Origin of the sequence: Speluncibacter jeojiensis, from assembly GCF_029589495.1 — a bacterium.
Lineage (GTDB): Bacteria > Actinomycetota > Actinomycetes > Mycobacteriales > Mycobacteriaceae > Speluncibacter > Speluncibacter jeojiensis.
Genome location: NZ_JAAIVF010000002.1, coordinates 677,871 through 694,421, shown reverse-complemented (window position 1 = coordinate 694,421; position 16,551 = coordinate 677,871). Strand labels below are relative to the sequence as shown.

Annotated in this window: 21 protein-coding genes; 6 read left to right on the top strand and 15 right to left on the bottom strand. The window is 70.8% G+C overall.

The features are described 5' to 3' along the window. Positions 1–37: 37 nt before the first annotated feature. Positions 38–541: a hypothetical protein gene (locus G4X40_RS10395; RefSeq protein ID WP_277832217.1), complete on the bottom strand. Its 504-nt coding sequence runs from the start codon at positions 539–541 to the stop codon at positions 38–40. 142 nt (positions 542–683) lie between these two features. On the opposite strand from G4X40_RS10395, the gene G4X40_RS10390 reads away from it, so the two are divergent. Continuing rightward, a complete protein-coding gene (locus tag G4X40_RS10390; RefSeq protein WP_277832215.1) occupies positions 684–1,157 on the top strand; it encodes a winged helix-turn-helix transcriptional regulator in 474 nt (157 codons plus the stop codon). A gap of 96 nt (positions 1,158–1,253) precedes the next feature. Further along, the gene (locus G4X40_RS10385) at positions 1,254–2,504 is read left to right on the top strand and encodes a serine hydrolase domain-containing protein (RefSeq protein ID WP_277832213.1); all 1,251 of its coding nucleotides are present in this window, start codon (positions 1,254–1,256) and stop codon (positions 2,502–2,504) included. Positions 2,505–2,555: 51 nt separating this feature from the next. Here the strand turns inward: G4X40_RS10385 and G4X40_RS10380 are convergent, their stop codons facing one another. From G4X40_RS10380 to G4X40_RS10355, 6 genes are all read right to left on the bottom strand, one after another. Continuing rightward, a complete protein-coding gene (locus G4X40_RS10380; RefSeq protein ID WP_277832212.1) occupies positions 2,556–3,302 on the bottom strand; it encodes an ABC transporter permease in 747 nt (248 codons plus the stop codon). 75 nt (positions 3,303–3,377) lie between these two features. Further along, positions 3,378–4,331: a CopD family protein gene (locus G4X40_RS10375; RefSeq protein WP_277832210.1), complete on the bottom strand. Its 954-nt coding sequence runs from the start codon at positions 4,329–4,331 to the stop codon at positions 3,378–3,380. An 18-nt stretch (positions 4,332–4,349) separates the two neighbouring features. After that, positions 4,350–4,874, bottom strand: a complete 525-nt coding sequence (locus G4X40_RS10370; RefSeq protein WP_408642165.1) for a copper resistance CopC family protein — start codon at positions 4,872–4,874, stop codon at positions 4,350–4,352. Beyond that, on the bottom strand, positions 4,871–5,542 hold the full coding sequence (locus tag G4X40_RS10365) for a YcnI family copper-binding membrane protein (RefSeq protein ID WP_277832207.1): 672 nt from the start codon (positions 5,540–5,542) through the stop codon (positions 4,871–4,873). The genes G4X40_RS10370 and G4X40_RS10365 overlap by 4 nt, the downstream gene beginning before the upstream one ends. A gap of 41 nt (positions 5,543–5,583) precedes the next feature. After that, a complete protein-coding gene (locus tag G4X40_RS10360; RefSeq protein WP_277832206.1) occupies positions 5,584–6,144 on the bottom strand; it encodes a hypothetical protein in 561 nt (186 codons plus the stop codon). Positions 6,145–6,160: 16 nt separating this feature from the next. Continuing rightward, positions 6,161–6,844, bottom strand: coding sequence for a DUF6474 family protein (locus G4X40_RS10355; RefSeq protein ID WP_277832205.1), 684 nt, complete (start codon positions 6,842–6,844; stop codon positions 6,161–6,163). A gap of 127 nt (positions 6,845–6,971) precedes the next feature. Between G4X40_RS10355 and G4X40_RS10350 the strand changes: the two genes are divergently transcribed. From G4X40_RS10350 to G4X40_RS10340, 3 genes are all read left to right on the top strand, one after another. Continuing rightward, positions 6,972–8,630, top strand: a complete 1,659-nt coding sequence (locus tag G4X40_RS10350) for a TM0106 family RecB-like putative nuclease (RefSeq protein WP_277832203.1) — start codon at positions 6,972–6,974, stop codon at positions 8,628–8,630. Positions 8,631–8,743: 113 nt separating this feature from the next. After that, complete coding sequence (locus G4X40_RS10345) at positions 8,744–9,997, top strand: NAD(P)/FAD-dependent oxidoreductase (protein WP_277832201.1); 1,254 nt, start codon at positions 8,744–8,746, stop codon at positions 9,995–9,997. Positions 9,998–10,033: 36 nt separating this feature from the next. After that, entirely contained in the window at positions 10,034–10,408 is a 375-nt protein-coding gene (locus tag G4X40_RS10340) for a hypothetical protein (protein ID WP_277832199.1), read from the top strand. Between the two features lie 85 nt (positions 10,409–10,493). On the opposite strand, the gene G4X40_RS10335 is transcribed toward G4X40_RS10340, so the two are convergent. The 8 genes from G4X40_RS10335 to G4X40_RS10300 form a co-directional block, all read right to left on the bottom strand. Next, the gene (locus G4X40_RS10335) at positions 10,494–10,739 is read right to left on the bottom strand and encodes a hypothetical protein (RefSeq protein WP_277832197.1); all 246 of its coding nucleotides are present in this window, start codon (positions 10,737–10,739) and stop codon (positions 10,494–10,496) included. 70 nt (positions 10,740–10,809) lie between these two features. Next, positions 10,810–11,718 (bottom strand): cutinase family protein, encoded by a 909-nt coding sequence (locus G4X40_RS10330; protein ID WP_277832195.1) that lies wholly within the window; start codon positions 11,716–11,718, stop codon positions 10,810–10,812. 185 nt (positions 11,719–11,903) lie between these two features. Beyond that, positions 11,904–12,425, bottom strand: coding sequence for a mycothiol transferase (locus tag G4X40_RS10325; RefSeq protein WP_277832193.1), 522 nt, complete (start codon positions 12,423–12,425; stop codon positions 11,904–11,906). Positions 12,426–12,533: 108 nt separating this feature from the next. Continuing rightward, positions 12,534–13,301, bottom strand: a complete 768-nt coding sequence (locus G4X40_RS10320; RefSeq protein WP_277832191.1) for an SDR family NAD(P)-dependent oxidoreductase — start codon at positions 13,299–13,301, stop codon at positions 12,534–12,536. A gap of 184 nt (positions 13,302–13,485) precedes the next feature. Further along, entirely contained in the window at positions 13,486–14,010 is a 525-nt protein-coding gene (locus tag G4X40_RS10315) for a peptidase (RefSeq protein ID WP_277832190.1), read from the bottom strand. Between the two features lie 127 nt (positions 14,011–14,137). Next, positions 14,138–14,272 carry a hypothetical protein gene (locus G4X40_RS10310; protein WP_277832188.1) on the bottom strand — a complete coding sequence of 45 codons (135 nt, stop codon included), beginning with the start codon at positions 14,270–14,272 and terminating at the stop codon, positions 14,138–14,140. An 80-nt stretch (positions 14,273–14,352) separates the two neighbouring features. Continuing rightward, positions 14,353–14,802, bottom strand: a complete 450-nt coding sequence (locus G4X40_RS10305; RefSeq protein ID WP_277832186.1) for a hypothetical protein — start codon at positions 14,800–14,802, stop codon at positions 14,353–14,355. A gap of 93 nt (positions 14,803–14,895) precedes the next feature. Continuing rightward, positions 14,896–15,222 carry an ArsR/SmtB family transcription factor gene (locus G4X40_RS10300; RefSeq protein WP_277832184.1) on the bottom strand — a complete coding sequence of 109 codons (327 nt, stop codon included), beginning with the start codon at positions 15,220–15,222 and terminating at the stop codon, positions 14,896–14,898. Positions 15,223–15,319: 97 nt separating this feature from the next. On the opposite strand from G4X40_RS10300, the gene G4X40_RS10295 reads away from it, so the two are divergent. Next, positions 15,320–16,525, top strand: a complete 1,206-nt coding sequence (locus G4X40_RS10295; RefSeq protein ID WP_277832183.1) for an MFS transporter — start codon at positions 15,320–15,322, stop codon at positions 16,523–16,525. Positions 16,526–16,551: the final 26 nt, after the last annotated feature.

The following is a 16,551-nucleotide window of genomic DNA, read 5'->3' as shown; positions in this document are numbered from 1 at the left end:
GTTGGCGGGGCGGGAGTCGGCGGTGGCGGGGCGCATGTCACTGCACCCAACCGGTGAAGTGCTGCGGTCCCCGGGAGGTGCGCCGGGCGGAGGTGCCGGGCTCGCCCTGTCGTGGACGGTCGACGGCGGTCGCGACCGCGCGCACGAGCCAGGCGTTGACCGAGAGGCCGTCGCGGCCGGCCACCTCCTCGACCCGGATCTTGAGCTGCTCGGGCAGACGCAGGCTGATCCGGGAGGCCGGCCCCTCCTCGGTTTCGGGCGGTTCGCTCCAGCCGGGGTCGGGAGTGGACGGTTCGGACGGCGGCGCGGTCACCACGAACTGCGGGTCGCGACCGCGCAGTCGCAGTTCGACGGAGCCCGGAGCGAGGTCGCGGGTGATCTCGTCGGCGGCCGCGGAGAGCGCGTCGAGCAGCGTGATGCGCAGCGCCGAATCCAGTGGTGCGGTGAGTCGTTCGGCGAGCGCTCGCGCCTCGTCGCCGCCCGCCTCCGCGGCGACGAGCAGTTCTCGTCGGATGTTGTCGGCAAAGGGTGTGAGGTCCATGACGTCACTATGACATCAATGTGACGTCATGACAATACCGAATGTGACGTCGTCATGGCGTAGTCGGTGAACGCGCAGGTGGCGCGCGGGGAGGTGCCGTCCGGGCTGACTATGAACGGCGCAAGTCAGTACGCTCAGAGCTATGGCGATGAAGCTCGACGGACCGCTCGCCAACCGCGCGGACTGGCAAGCCGGTGACCGCTGCTCGATCGACCGCGCGCTGCAGGTCGTCGGCACGCGCTCGGCGATGCTGTTGCTGCGCGAGGCGTTCTTCGGGACGACGAGGTTCGATGACTTCGCACAGCGGGTCGGCATCACCGACACCGTCGCGTCCTCCCGCCTGAAGGAACTGGTCGAGGCGGGCTTGATGGTCAAGGAACCGTACCGGGAGCCCGGCCGACGCACCCGCTACGAGTACGTGCTCACCGAGATGGGTCGCGACCTGCTGCCGGTGGTGCTGGCGCTGATGCAGTGGGGGGACAAGTACCTCCAGCGCGGTGGTGCCCCGCTACGCGTGGTCGAGGGCAGCACCGGCGCGTCGGTCGGCGTGCGGGTGTGTGGAGACGACGGCCGGGAACTCGGACTCGACGAGTTGCGGGTGAAGGTCAACCGTTAGCCGATTGTGCGCCTGACGTTTTCGGCATGGATGCGATGTGTTTGCTTTGTGCAAAACCTGGTACGGATCGCTAGTCGCGCCGTTAATCTCGCGAGAATGACCAATGGTCGGGGGTATCGCAATCGCCGGGTGACCGGCGTCGGATTGGCCGCGGCGGCGGCCGTACTCGCGGCGGCGCTCACGCCACCGGCAGCGGCTGCCACGCTGCCGCAGCCGAATGCGGTCTCGGTGACGGGGGACCGCAACGAGCAGACTGCCGTCGAGAAGGTCGCGGCGACAATTGTCGGCCCGGTCGCGCCCGGCATGGCCGTCGCCATCGTCAAACGCGATCCGAGGTCGGGGGAGCCGATCACCACCACCTACTACTTCGGGCAGGCGGACAACGCCACTCCGGGGACTGTGGGACAGGTCGGCCCGCAGACACAGTTCGAACTCGCCTCGGAGACGAAGCTGTTCACGGGCGCCCTGCTTGCGAAGCGGGTGCACGACGGGCAGTCGCAGTTGACCGACCACGCGCAGAAGTACGAGACCGGCCTGACGTTCCCCGTCAAGGATGGCAAGAACATCACCCTGGGTGAGTTGGTCACGCACAGGTCCGGACTCACGGACGATCCGCCCAACGACTACGTGAATCGGAAGGCGCAGTACAACCGCGCTGATCTGTGGCAAGGACTCGAGAATCCCAAGGCGCTGGCAACGTCCCCGGGCTCGACGTGGTTGTACTCGGACTTCGGATTCGGAACGCTCGGGACCCTGATGGCCGACGCCTTCGAACCGGGTCAGCCCCAACCTCCGTTCGCGGACGTGGTTCAACGCGAGTTGACCGGACTGCTGGGCATGCCGTCGACGGTCCTGGAGAACCAGGCTACGAATCTCGCGCAGCCGTACGGCCCAGATGGCACGCCCGCGCCGCTGTGGGACAACATCGCAGCGATGGCGGGGGGCGGCGGGCTGGTCAGCACCGCCGCGGACATGGCGACCTGGAATGCGACGACACTCGGCTACGGCAACAGCCCGCTGAAGCCGGTGCTGCAGTCCATGCTCGACACCATCCCGGGCGTCGGGCAGAAGATGGGTATGGCCTGGCAGTTGTACCCCGCCCAGAACGGGATCAGGCATCCGTATGCGTTCAAGGACGGTGACAGCACGGGATCGTCCAATGCGACCTACCTGATTCCGTCCGACGGATTCGCCGTCACGGTCTTGACCAACGGTGGCCACGGCAGCGACAGCGACAGCAGAGCCCCGAAGGCGGTGAACCAGGCAGCGTTCGATCTGATGCAGGAGTTGCAGCCGGGTGTTCCGACGACCGGGAGCAGCACCGGATCGCCGACGTTCGGCTCCTGATCGGGGCTGGGGTTCGCATCGGCTCAGGTGTCGGGCCGATGCGAACCAGTCCTACTGCGCGTGCTCCGGTTCGGGCAGCGTGCGGGGAGCGCCGAGTTGCCAGGCCAGTGCGGTTGCGGTGATCGACTGCGCGCACAGCAGCCCGACCAGCACCACGATCTGGAACTTGGCGGCCGCGGACGCACTGGCGCCGCCGAGCAGCGCGCCGACGAACGCGCCCGGCAGCGTCACCAGCCCGACCGTGCGGGTCTGGTCCAGCCCCGGCACCAGCGCCTCGAACACCGAGTAACGCGCGATCGGCAGCACCGCCTGACGTGCGGTCGCGCCGATCGCGAGCCACCCTTCGACCTCGTCGCGGCGGGACACCAGGCCCTCGGTGAGCCGGCGACCGGTCAGCACCGCGGCCACCATGCAGTTGCCGAACACGATGCCCGACACCGCGACCAGCGTGCGCACGTCGCGGTCGAGCGTCGGCATCCCGACGATGATTGCGATGGTCACGCTCGCCCCGGCCGCGCACGACAGCACCACCGCGCGGGCGGCGCCGCTGTGCACCCGCAGCCGGCGGGCGGCGGTGAACGTGGACACCCCGAACATCACGCTCATCACCAGCACGACCGCCCACGGCGCGGCGAACACCCCACGCAGCGCGGCGGCGATGATCGTCAACTGCACGACCGCCCGCAGCGACGCGGTGAGCACGGCGCGCCGCTGGGGCACACCGGCGACGGTCAGCACGGTGACCGCGATCGCCGCGAGGATCACGAGGCCGACGCCCAGCCGGACGTACTCGGTCATGGTGATGTGTCTACACCCGTGCGCGAGTTGCGGGGTCCGGCCCACGCAACTCGCGCACCGGGCGCAGAGCGCGCCTCAGCCGACGGTGGCCAGCGCGGCCGCCAGACCGAGCACCACCGCCATGACCGCCACCTCGGCGACCGCGCGGCGCAGCGACAGCGCGGATGACGTCCGGTGCGCCGCCGCCTGCTCGACCCAGCCGCGGCGGAACCGCCACCCGGCGCCGAGCAGACCCACCAGGATCACGGTCTTGGCAACCAGGATCCGGCCGTAGCCGGTGGCGACCAGCGCGCCGAATCCGTCGAGCTGCAGGGCCGCGTCGACCACGCCGGACACGACCAGCACGGCGACCGACCACAACGCGACCGCCGAGTACCGCGGCAGCGTCCGGGCCCACGCGCCGCGCGAGCGGACCGTCAACGCCATCGCCGCGAGCAGTCCGCACCACAGCGCCGCCGACAGCGTGTGCGCCAGTGCGAACACCGCCCCGGGCGCGCGCTGCGACAGGTGCCCGGTCAGTGGCAACACGACCAAGGCGAGTGCGGCGCAGACCAGTTCGACCGTGAGGGGACGATCGGTACCGCCGATCCGGGCCGCGGCCGACGACACCAGCAGCACCGCCACGCTCGCCGCGACCAGCAGCATCAGCCGGCCGGTGCTGATCTGCGTCAGGTAGCTGCCGAGGGTGCCCAGGTCCAGTCGGCCGTAACCGACACCCGCGGACTCGGCCGCCAGCCCGACCGCGAGGCCCAGCACGGCGAGCAGCCACACCGCGCCGGTCCCGATCAGCGGCAACCGGGCCCGGTTGCGGAGTTCCGCGCGCCGCCGCGGGTCGTCGAGACGGTTCACGCAGGCCAACCCGACGGCCAGCACCCCGGCGCAGTCGGCGACCACCCGCAGCAGACTCGACGGCGGTGGCGTGTCCGGGCGGGCCAGCAGCCAGGCCAGCCCGAATCCGGCGAACGCGGTGGGGACGGCCGCCGCGAGCCACAACTGCCGGTTCGGACCGGCCGTCCCCACACGCGTCATCGGTTCATTGCTTCCGCATCACTGCTTGCGGGGCCGCAGCACGAACCACAGCGCACCCGCGAACACGACCACGCCGCCGACGATGAACGGCCACACCGGGACGCCGCCGGCGCCACCGCCGGAGCCGTTCGCCTCCGACGGCTTCGGGCCGGGGGTGCCGTTCTCGGCCTTGGTCAGCGTGAACGTGCGCTGCACGCCGACCACGTGACCGTCGGCCGAGGTGACGCGCGCGGCGACCGTGTAGGTGCCGGCCGGACCGAGCGCGCCGACCGGGACGCTGATCGTCGCCCCCTGCACGGTCGGCTTGCCCTTCGACCACAGGTGCCCGTCCGGCCCGACCACCGTCATCGCCTCGAACGCGGTCTGCAGCGCCTCGTTGAAGGTGATGCTCACCGTCTGCGGACTCTGGTCGACCTGGGCGCCGTCGGCCGGGACGCTGCCGACCGGCACCGAGTGCGCCGAGGCGGTCCCGGCGCCCAGCGCCAGCGTCATCAACACCAGGGCGACGAGCGCGCCCAGCGCGCCGGACATCCGCCTGATCATGACCGCTTACCCCGCACCAGCGCGCCGATGCTCAGTGCCAACGCCAGCGCGCCGAGCACCAGGCCGGCGCCACCGAGCCAGCGGGCGGTGTCGTCGGACTCCGCGGACTGCGCCGACGAGTCCGAATCGCCTTCGGACCGGCTCATCTCGGCGCTCATCCCGTGCTCGTCGGATCCCTCGCCGAGCGTCAGCGACGGCGCGGGGTGGTCGGGCTCGGCACCGTCGACCTCGGCCGGTTGGTTCCAGCTGACGATCTTGCCGTCGGAGTAGGTCTGCTCGGCGGGGAAGCTGACCGACTTCTCCTTGGGCAGCGGGCCGGCGGAGAGCTCGAACTCGTCGAACTGACCGGGCGCGACCATCACGCCCGGATCGGCGGTCCAGGTCACCGAGGTGGCCTCGTCGGTCTTCGGGTCCTTGGTGACGACGGACGTCCAGCCGGTCATCGGCTTGGTACGTGCCGACTTCAGGTTCGGCAGGGTCACGGTGAGCTTGGTGGTGCCCGCGGTGTCCGACTCGGTCGGCACCTTGAACGTCAGCACGCCGTAGCCGCCCTGCGCGACGCCGGGAGCGGAGACGGTCACGTGCGCGGAGGCGACGCCGACCGACGCCAGCATCACCGCGCCGGCCGCGGTCGCCGTGCAGAAGGCACGCGAAAGGAAGGTCTTCATTTGTGGGGTCTTTCTCGAAAGTGGTTGTGACGGTGTCGTTGTCAGGCGAAAACCGTCGGCGGACCACGTCTCGAGATGCTGTGGGACAGCCGCGCGCCGACCAGGCGACGCGGAGCCGAGGAGGGGACGGTGAGGGTCGCGACGCGCGGTGCGGGCGGCGCGCAGGCGCCGAACGCCGCGCGGATCACCGAGGTGATCGGGCCGTACAGCCGCTCGGCGATGCCGATAAGCGCCATCGCCACGACGGTCGCGAGGGCGTGCGCGCCGAGCATGGTCAGCGCGGGCAGCGAGGACACCCCGGGCACCGTGCAGGCCTGGTGTGCGGCGTCGGTGCCCATCGTGGTGCTCAGCGTCAGGTGGCCGACGAGCTGGCCGGTCGCCAGACCGCCGAACAGCGCGGACCGGCCGCGGGACAGCGCCGGGACCTCGGCGACCGCGACACCGACGGCAGCACACGCGAGAACCGTGAGCAGCAGTGTCGACAGCGACGGCACGGCGCCGCCGCCGTACCCGTGCGCGGCGACCGCCAGCGTGGTGGTGAGCCCGCCGATCGCGAGGCCGCGCAGGCGCGCTGCGGGACTCTGGGCGACGGCGGGGGACACGATCGGACTGGTGGGGTCAGCGGACGCCGAGACGGGCCAGCAGGTCGGCCTCGATCCCGTCGAGTTCACCGGCGATCGCAGCGTGCGCGGAACGGCGGCGGGCCGTCGGCATGTGCTCGGCCGCGTCGACCGCGGTGGACAGGTCGGTGAGCCGCGCGGTGATGACGGTGGCGAACTGCTTGGTCTCGGCGTCGTTCGGGTGGGACGCGGTGATCTCCGCCAGCGACCGCTCGGCGCCGGAGATCCGCGCGCTCAGCCGGGCCCCGTGGCCGGTGAACTGGCCGAGCTCGTCGACCTGGACGCCCATCTGCTCGGCGCGGTACAGGTCGATCCGGCCGCGCAGCGCGGTCGCGCCGCGGTATGCCAGCGGCGCCAGCACGGGGACGAGCACCCGCGCGACACCCAGGTAACGGTTGATCTTCTTGAGACTGAGCTTGCCGGCCTCGGCGGTCGCCTGCTGCGCCTTCGCGATCGCCAGCTCGTTCTTCTCGGTCTCGCGCAGGCTCTTGATGTCGGCGCGCTGCGCCTTCGCCGCTGCCTTCGCCGTCTTGTGGTCCGCCCGGGCGCCCGCCTTGATCCGCTTGCGGTCGTTCTTCGCGCCCAGCTTGGCCTCGAGCTTGGCCTTGTGCTTGAGCGCCTTGGCCTCGGCCTTGCGCGTGGCGCGCCGCGACGTGCGCTTCTTCTTGCCGAACAGACCCACGAGAACGCCCTCCATGTGTCGCTTGCCGACCGCGTGCCTTGTCGGACGGTGGACGCCGCCCGGGCGGGCATACGTCGAGTCCACAGTATTGGAGACGGTGGACTGTCTGCCATGGAGGCTAGTGTTCGTGTTCGTGAACTCACCCTCGCGACCGCCGATCCTGCTCGACGCGGGCGCGCTCACGCGCTGCCGGCACCGGATCCGGCGCGATGTGGTGGCGGGCCCCCAGGCGTCTGCGCAGCCGGTCTCGCCGGGTGTGCGCCAGCGACAGGAGGGCGCGCAGGCACAGCGCGAACGGGTCCGCGAGCGGCTGCGGTCGCAGTGGCCGGGCACCTGGCGCACCGTCGACGCATCCGCCCGGGCCGACGAGCGTGCCCGCGAGACCCTGCAGGCGTGCGCCGAGGGGATCGACCGGATCTGGGGAGCCTGGTTGCCCGCCGAGCCGGACGTCGGCCGCCGTGGCGGCGTGGAACTGCTGGTCCGGGACGAGCAGCGCGGCGGCTACCTGCCGGTGATCGTGGTCAACCACAAGGTCACCGATCCGGGCCGGGGAGCCACCACCTCGCCGCTCGACAGCTGGCAACCGGCTGCCGACGAGTCGCACAAGGTGCGCAGCCAACCGCGCGACCACGTGCGTCTGGCCCACGTCACCCGGATGATGCAGCGCGCCGGGATCGCCAGCCCGGCGCTGCTCGGCGGGGCCATCGGCTTCGACGCCGACTGTGTCCTGGTCACCGACCTGTCGGGCGACGACGGCATCCTCGCCCAGTACGACCGGCGTTTCGAGGACCGGATCGCGGTGGCCCGGGGCGAGGTCCCGACCGAGCCGTCCCGGATCTCCGAGTGCGCCCACTGCCCGTGGTGGCCGGACTGCGAGCAGGTGCTGCTCGCCCGCCACGACGTGAGCCTGGTGGTTCGCGGTGCGCAGTCCGAGGCGCTGCGCTCGGCCGGGGTGACGACCATCGAACAACTGGCGAACTGGATCGGCGACGCCCCGGACGACTGGCCGGGCAACGGTTTCGCGGACGCGGTCATCTGCGCGAAGGCGTGGCTCGCCGGGGTTCCGCTGGTGCGGCGGTTCGACGCGGTGTCCGTCGCGCGGGCCGACGTCGAGGTCGACGTCGACATGGAGAGCTATCAGGAGCACGGGGCCTACCTGTGGGGGACGTTGACGACGATCGACGGGGTGGATCACGGCTATCGCCCGTTCGTCACCTGGGATCCGCTGCCCACGACGGACGAGGCGCGGTCATTCGCACAGTTCTGGGAGTGGCTGATGGACGTGCGGGCCACCGCGGCCGCCGACGGTAAGACCTTTGCGGCGTACTGCTATTCGAAGATGGCCGAGAACCGTTGGCTGATCGGCTCCGCGCAGCGCTTCGCCGGGATGCCCGGTATCCCGGCGCTGGCCGAGGTGCAGGCTTTCATCGCCTCGCCGCAGTGGGTGGACGTCTACGAGGCGGTCAGTTCGCAGTTCGTGTGCCCGAACGGCAAGGGGCTCAAGAAGATCGCGCCGATCGCCGGATTCTCCTGGCGCGACGCCGAGGCCGGCGGCGAGGCGTCGATGGGGTGGTACCGAGAGGCGGTCGGCTACGACGGTGCGCCGGACCTGACCCAGCGCGAGCGGCTGCTCGAGTACAACGAGGACGACGTGCTCGCGACACGGATGCTGCGCCAGTGGATGAGCGAGCGGGCCGTCGCCGAGGTCCCCGGGCACGGCGACCTCGACGCCGCCGCGGCGAGCTCCGGCACACTCACGGAAGGCGCCGCCGAGACGCTGTTCTGAGCGGCGTCGCAACCGACACTGCCCGCCGCCGCGTCGACCGTCCGGCACTCGCACAATGCCGCACGGTGAGTCACCATGGATTGAGAGCGCTCCGGGTGACAGGAGGGTCGGTCATGGGTCGATTGCCCGAGCATGTGGTCATCGTCGGCGCCGGCATGGAGGGTCTCGCGACGGCCTGGCATCTGCAGGAGCACGGGGTCGCGGTGAGCGTCGTCGACCGGGTCGGGGTCGCCGCCGACTCGTCGTGGGGCAACGCGGGCTGGCTGACCCCGGCGTTGACGCTGCCGCTGCCCGACCCGGCGGTGCTCTCCGAGGGGCTGCGGGCGCTGGTGCGGTCGTCGTCGCCGCTGTACGTGCCGCCCAGTGCCGACCCGCGGCTGCTGCGGTTCCTGGCAGGATTCGCCCGGCACTGCACACCGGGGCGCTGGCGCGCGGCCATGCGCGTGTTCGTCGAGGTCAACCGCCTGGCGCTGGGTGCGTACGACGAGCTGGCGGCCGGCGGGGTCCGGGAGCACGCCCGCCTGGCCGACCCGTTCCTCGCTGCGTTCGCCACCGAGGCCGAGCGCGACGTGCTGGCCGCCGAGCTGCGCACCGTCGCCGAACTGGGCGGCGAGGTCGAGTTCGAGCTGATGGACGCCGACCGGTTGCGGACCATCGAGCCCGCCCTGGGCGACGGCGTCGGCGCCGGGCTGACGCTACGCAACCAGCGCTTCCTGGACCCGCCGCGGTTCATGGCCGCGCTGGCGGAGGCGGTGCGTCGGCGCGGCGGGGAGATCGTCGAGGGTTTCGAGGTGTCCGCGGTGCGCGACGACGGCGACGGGCGCGGGGTCGAGCTGACGTCCACGGCGGGCGGCTACCGTCGCGGCGACCAGGTGGTGCTGGCCACCGGCGCGCGGTTGAACACGCTGGCGCGGCCCTTCGGGGTGCGTGTGCCGGTGCAGGCGGGTCGCGGCTACAGCTTCAGCGTGCAGCCCGATCACCCGCCGAAGAACCCGATCTATCTGGCCGCGCAGCGGGTGGCGTGCACGCCGCTGGCCGGTCGGCTCCGGGTCGCCGGGATGATGGAGTTCCGCCGGCCCGACGCCCCTGCGGACCCGCGCCGCATCCGTGCCGTCGTCGACGCGGCGCGCCCGATGCTCACCGGGATCGACTGGGAGCAGCGCCAGGAGGAGTGGGTCGGATCGCGGCCGTGCACGCCGGACGGCCTTCCGTTGATCGGCGTCACCCGCTCGCCGCGGGTCCACGTGGCCGGGGGACACGGGATGTGGGGGATCGCGCTGGGTCCGCTGACCGGGCGCCTGCTGGCCGCGGCGATCACCGGTGACCGTGTGCCCGAAGTGATGCAACATTTTGATCCGTTGCGCTGAATGCGCCGCGGTCGGCTCAGTACTGTTGGGGGAGAGATGGCAACCGAAGCGAAGGGCCTCGACCAGCACCTGCAGATCACGTCCGTGCGGGTGCTCCCGGATGCGGAGATGCTGGGGGCGTGGGCGTTGGGGCTGACCGGGACGACGCGCGACGACGCGCACGTCGACGGCTCGCTGATCGTGGACTGGTCGCCGAACCGGCACCGCTTCGTCTACGACCCGATGCACAGCGAGGTCACGCTCGACGGCGCCGAGGCGTCCGCCGATCAGGTACGTCGGGTCATCACCGAACTGAGCGAATCCGCAAGTGAAAAGGCGGCATTCGAGGCGATCGTCAAGCTGGCGAAGGCTCGGCACCGGCAGCCTCCCGGGCGCGTCGCCGAGATGGAGGAGCAGATCCGCCACGGGTGACCGACCGGGTCGGCATCTCGATCTGTTTGTCTCCGAGGAACGTTCGAGTCGGCCGACCCCGCTCCGTGCGGGGCCGGCCGGCCGATCACTTCCCGTCGCCGTTGACGGTGCTCGAGATGCCGCTGGATCCGGTGGCGATGTCGCCGAAGGCGGTGAAGATGTCGCCAAGGTTGCCGAAAATGGAGCCGAGGTCGCTCGAGGACATGGGTGGTTCTCCGTTCAGTGGGGTTGATTCCTCGCCGGGCCGCACCCGTCGAGGTCGAGGATCGTGCCGGCGGATGATCACGCAAGCACGGATGATTTCTATCATGCGATCAGTCAGGTTAGCCATACCTAACTAGTGTGGTGTAGGGCACAGCGCCGGAAACGCTCCTGGCAACGGCCGGATCATCATCACGGGGTCAGGCCTTGGAGGCGAGCCACTGATGCAACCACTCGGTCGCGGTGGTGCCGTTGCCGGCCACGACGTAGCGGGTGTAGTCCTGGTGGATCCCGGAGTTCAGGAACTGCTGCAGGTTTCGCGCCCGTGCGGCGTTCGCGGGATCGCTCAACTGGTGTTCGAGCGTCGGCAGGCCGCCGGCGCGGAGCAGGTCGTCGATGATCGGCGTCGCCTCCGGGCCGTACTTCTCCTTGTCCGAGGACTTGGGGTCGGAATTCTGCACGAAGTAGCCGGCGATGCGGTCGACGAAGTCTTCCTTCGGGGTCGCGCAGTACAGGTCGCCGGTCGAGCAGAACGTTCGCACGACCGGACTGACCCAGCCGAAGCCCTCGACGCGCGGGCCGATGGCGCCGCCGCCGCCGACCGGGGGACCGACCAGCGGATCCAGCGGGGAGCGGCGAGGATCGGAGATCAGTCCCACCGCGGACACCCGTTGCGGCGGGATCACGCCGGCGCCGGTCCCGATCTCGGCGGCGAGGTCGCCGGCGACGTCGGCGCCCTGGCTGTAGCCGATGATCCCGAACCGGGCTGCCGGGCAACGGATCGCGAGGTCTCTCACCAATCCGCGGGCGTTGCTCACGCCCTGGCTCTCCGAGGCGCCGTAGACGTCGGTCTCCCAGGGGAAGGCGGTCGCCGGGTAGGTCACGTAGGCCACCTGGATCGCGGGCGGCAGGCCGTCGGTGACCGCGGTGAGCAGCCCTCGGTCCGGATCGGCCGCGCGGTTGGTGGAGGTCTCCCACGTGCCGGGTACCGCGACGACGTACATGCTCGGGCAACCGGGGGCCGCGGAGGCGACTCCTGTGCCGACCACCAGGCCGGCGGCCACCGTACCGACTGCCGCGACCGCGGCCGCACACCTTTTCACCCTCATCTGGCCACTCCCCACGCGCTCGCCCGGAGCCCGGGTCGGCGCGGCCCGGGGCCGCCATCCACCATAGGGCAGCAGGACCTTCCGCGTCTGCAGTGCGAACCGTATGCCCAGGTCAGTAAGGATGAGCGGCAGACGGTTGTGGCGTTCGTGTCACGCGGTCACGGAGGCGCAGTCCCGGCGTGCGCTCACCCGCGCCGCAGGGCCATCCCACGGACGTACTGCGCCTGGCCGAGGTGCGCGGTGCAGTCGCCGATCACGCTGACCAACCGGACCGCCGCGCTGACCGGCGGGTCCCAGCGCCGGTCGACGATCCGGTCCAACTCGTCGGTGGTCAGGGTGTCGAGGTAGCGCAGCGTGGCTGCGTGCACGTCGGCGTGATAGGCGTCGAGCAGATTCGCCGCGACCCGCACCCGGCCGACCTCGTCGCTGCTCTGGCCGTAGCCGATGGCCTCGGGATCGAACGGGAGTGCGAACAGCTCGCACCAGCCGCCGGCGGTCCACACCTGCTCGGTGCCGGTGATGCCGGCCAGGTGGTCGTCCTGGACCCGGATCAGGTGCCAGAGCAGCCAGTCGATGGAGTTCGCCTCGGGGTCGGGCCGGTAGGTGGCGATGTCGTCGGGCAGGTCGGAGGTCATCTCGACGACCTGCTCGCGGATGCGTTCAAAGGAGTCGCGCAGCAGCGCTTGCGTTTCCGGTGTCGGCGTCATGGTGTGGACCGTACGCCGAGGTGTCCGCCGGTGTCGGACGGTTCGCCGCACGAGACGGGCGGGCCACCGGTGACCGGTCGCCCGCCCGCAGCGGTCGGTGCGGGAAGCTCAGCGGGGGGCCATGCGCAGGCCGCCGTCCATGCGGATGGTCTCGCCGTTGAGGTAGTCGTGTTCGATGATCATGGTGGCCAGCTCGGCGTATTCGGCGGGTTGCGCCAGCCGATGCGGGAACGGCACGCCCGCGGAGAGCGACTGCCGGAAATCCTCGGTGACGCCGGCGAGCATCGGAGTGTCGACGATGCCCGGCGCGATGGTGTTCACGCGAATGCCGAACTGCGCCAGGTCTCGTGCGGCCGGCACGGTCATGCCGTGCACGCCGCCCTTCGACGCGGAGTAGGCGATCTGGCCGATCTGGCCTTCGAAGGCGGCGACCGAGGCGGTGTTGATGACGACGCCGCGCTGGCCGTCCTCGTCGACCGGATCGGTCTTGGCGATGGCCTCGGCCGCGAGGCGCATCACGTTGAACGTGCCGAGCAGGTTCACGGTGATGACCGTGCGGAACAACTCGAGGTCGTGCGGGCCGTTCTTGGACAGGATGCGACCGGCCCAGCCGACGCCCGCGCAGTTGACGACCGCGCGCAGCGGCACACCCGACGCGACGACCTGATCGACCGACTTCTGGACCGCGTCGGCGCCGGTGACGTCGGTGTCGATCAGCGTCACGCCCTGCGGGACCTTCCCCGCGGCCTTGTCGATCGACGCCTGCAGGTCGAAACCGAAGACGGTGGCGCCCTTGGCGGCGAGCGCGGCGGCGGTGGCGGCGCCCAGGCCGGAGGCGGCACCGGTGACGATGGCGGCAGATCCCGAAAGTTGCACGGTGGACTCTCCTGTTCCGGCGGACCGGCCGGCCCGCGCGATGGGTGATACGGAGACAACTGGGTTAATGCACGATAACCCACTGTGTGGGCCACCACATCGTGAGTGAACTCCGCATCCGACGCGACGGCAAGGACTCAAGGCGTCGGTACGGGCCCGCCCGGGCGACGACCGGCGGCCGCGGTCAGGCGGCCAGCAGCAGCGAGAGCACCGCGGTGTCCGGGTCCGCGATCGGGTCGATGCCGATCTTGCTGCGGATCGCGGTGATGGTGCCGTCCGCCTCGGCCTCCACCCAGACCGCGCGGTGGCCAAGGCCCAGGTCCGGCAGGCCGGGCAGCAGGATGCAGCCCGAGGCGACACCCTCGCATTCGGGCAGGCTCGGCGTGGTCTCCGACGGCGGGTGCAACAGCAGCAGGGCCGTCGGCGTGTGCTCCGCGAACTTTCCCGGTGGCGGTGCGTCGTCGCCGAGCACCGGACCGTCCGCGAGCACCAACCCGACCGAATCGACCGGCGACAGGTCGGGCACGTCCTCGCGTGCGTCGAACACGGTCGTCGTCGGCAGCAATCCCGGGATCGACGCGACCTGCACGGTCAGCAGCAGCAACCGGCCCCACTCGTTGGTGGAATCCGGCCAACGGCCCGAGATGAGGAATCCGCGGAGCGCTCCATGCTGGTGGAAAGGCGAGATGCCTATGCGTGTGTCCTTCATGGTGGCCTCCCCTCACAGGGTCCACAAGATCAGGATGCGCCCGAAAACGTCGTCGGACAACCAAGATCGGCCACCAGGCGGGGTCGGCCGGCCGGAACAGCGCCGCCCGGACCGCCTCCGAAGCCGCCTACAGCGTGGTCGAGCCGAAGATCGCGCCGAGCGGAACGAGGACTGCCGCGGCCAGGATCGCCAGGGGATTCCCCGAGAGCATGCCGTCGCGCAGCCAGTTGCCGACCTGTGCGGCGATGTCGGTGGAATTCATTGTCCGCCTTCCGTCGTGTCGAAATTCTGCCCTGTCTATCACCCGACAGGTGTGCGGCGTTACCGACAGGCCGACGCGGATCAGCTCGTGGGCGCGGCCTGTTCGCATCCGGAGTGCACTGCGGCGGTCGCCGCACCGAGCTTGCCGAGCAGGTCCTGCGCCTGGCTGCCGCTGCCGTCCGGGGCGGGCTGCCCGGCGATGGCGCCGGCGATCGTCGTGTAGGTCTGCGCCAACTGCTGCGCCTTGTCGCGCCGCGCGGAGTCGGAGATCTGCTGCGCTCCGTCGGAGACGATCGTGCTCATCTTCCGGTAGTCGGCGACCTGCTGCTTCGTGATCTGGGCGGGGTTGCCGCCGGCGAGCACGCTCGACCGCAGATCCTGCTGCACCGGTGCGAGGTTCGCGTCGATGGTCTTGACAGCCGCGCAGTCACCGGCGGTGTCGGTGGCGGAGGGCTGTGCCTGGCCGCCGCAGGCGCTCAGTCCGACCGCCGCGAGCACGACGATCGCGGCGAGGCCTCCAGTTCGCTGCATGCGGGGTCCTGTCTCCGGTGGGAACGGTCGGCCTGTTCTAGCACCCGCGGTCGCCGGTGAGCGAATCGGTCCGTGCCTGTTCGTGCCCGACCGCTACTCGTCCGTCTCCCGGTTCGCCGCGGCCACAACGGATTCCAGCAGCCCGGGCAGCGCCTTCTCGACCTCGTCGCGGCGCAGCCGCTGGTGGACCTGTCCGTCGACGGTCAGGCGTTCGATGACCCCGGCCTCACGCAGGATCTTGAAGTGGTGGGTGGCGGTCGACTTGTTGATCCCGTCGTAGAGCTCGCCGCAGCGGACGCAGTCCTCGGCGTTGCGCAACCGCCGCACCATCTCGAGCCGGATCGGGTCCTGCAGTGCGCCCAGCACCTGCTGCACGGTGCCGACCGGAGCGTCCTGGGCCTCGGGGTCGTCTTGGGTCATCGGTCCGCCTCATTCGCAATTGGTTTGATGTTCATCAAACCTGGCGTTATGGTGATCAGGTTCGATCTACATCAAACCTACTCGCCGGGGAGGCGTCATGACAGCGGTTCTGTCGGAGCAGGTCGGCGAACGCGAAACCCAACGCTGGGCGTACGGGCTCGTCCTGGTGTTCAGCGGGGTGGCGCTGGGGGTGTCGGGGGTGCCGGCACCGCTGTACGGGATGTACGAGGTCGACTGGCACTTCTCGCCGCTGATGACGACGGTGGTGTTCGCGGTGTACGCCGTGACCGCCCTGGCGGCGGTGCTGGTGTCGGGCCGGATCTCCGATGCGGTGGGCCGCAAGCCGGTCCTGCTGGGGGCGCTGGCGGCGATGGTCGTCGGGCTGGTGGTGTTCATGCTGGCGGACAACGTCGGGATGCTGCTGCTGGCCCGCGCCATCCACGGCGCGGCCGTCGGTTCGACGGTGGTGGCCGGGGCCGCCGCCCTGCTCGACCTGCGGCCGGACCGGGGCACCCGCTCGGGCCAGCTCAGTGGCGTCGCGTTCAACCTGGGCATGGCCGCGGCGATCCTCGGCTCCGCGGTGCTGGCCCAGTACGCGCCGCACCCGCTGCGCACTCCCTACGCGGTCGTGATCGTGCTGTGCCTGGCGATCGGGGTCGGTGTCGTCGCGCTCGACGAGCCGCACCGCAACCCCACTCGAGGACGGATCACCGTTGCCAAACCCGCTGTGCCGCCGCAGATCCGCGCCGACTTCTGGTTCGCGGCGCTCGGGGTGATGGCGTCCTGGTCGGTGCTGGGTGTGCTGCTGTCGCTGTTCCCGTCGTTGGCCGCGCAGCAGACCCACCTGCACAGCGTGGTCTTCGGGGGTGCGGTGGTCGCGGTGACGGTGTTCTCCGCGGCGCTCGCCCAACTGTTCGCGACCGGGATGCCGGCCCACAAGGCGGCGATCGTCGGCAACGTCGGCATGGCGGTCTCGCTGGCGCTGACCGTGCCCGCGCTGCTCACCCACCGGTGGCTGCTGGTGTTCCTCGCGGCGGTCGCGCTGGGTGCGACCTTCGGGCTCGGCTTCGGCGGCTCGCTGCGGCACCTGGGCAACGTCGTCCCGCCGGACCGGCGCGGCGAGACGATGTCGGCCTACTACCTGCTCGCCTACAGCGCGATGGCGGTGCCGACGATCGTCGCCGGCTGGACCGCCACCCGCTGGCCGCTGGCCACGGTCTTCCCCTGGTTCGTCGCAGCGGTCGCGATCGCCTGCCTCGCAGCGGCGGGGCTGGGGGTGCGGCGTTCGGTGTCCTTCGCCTGACGGGTCCTTGTGCTGGACGCGTCCTT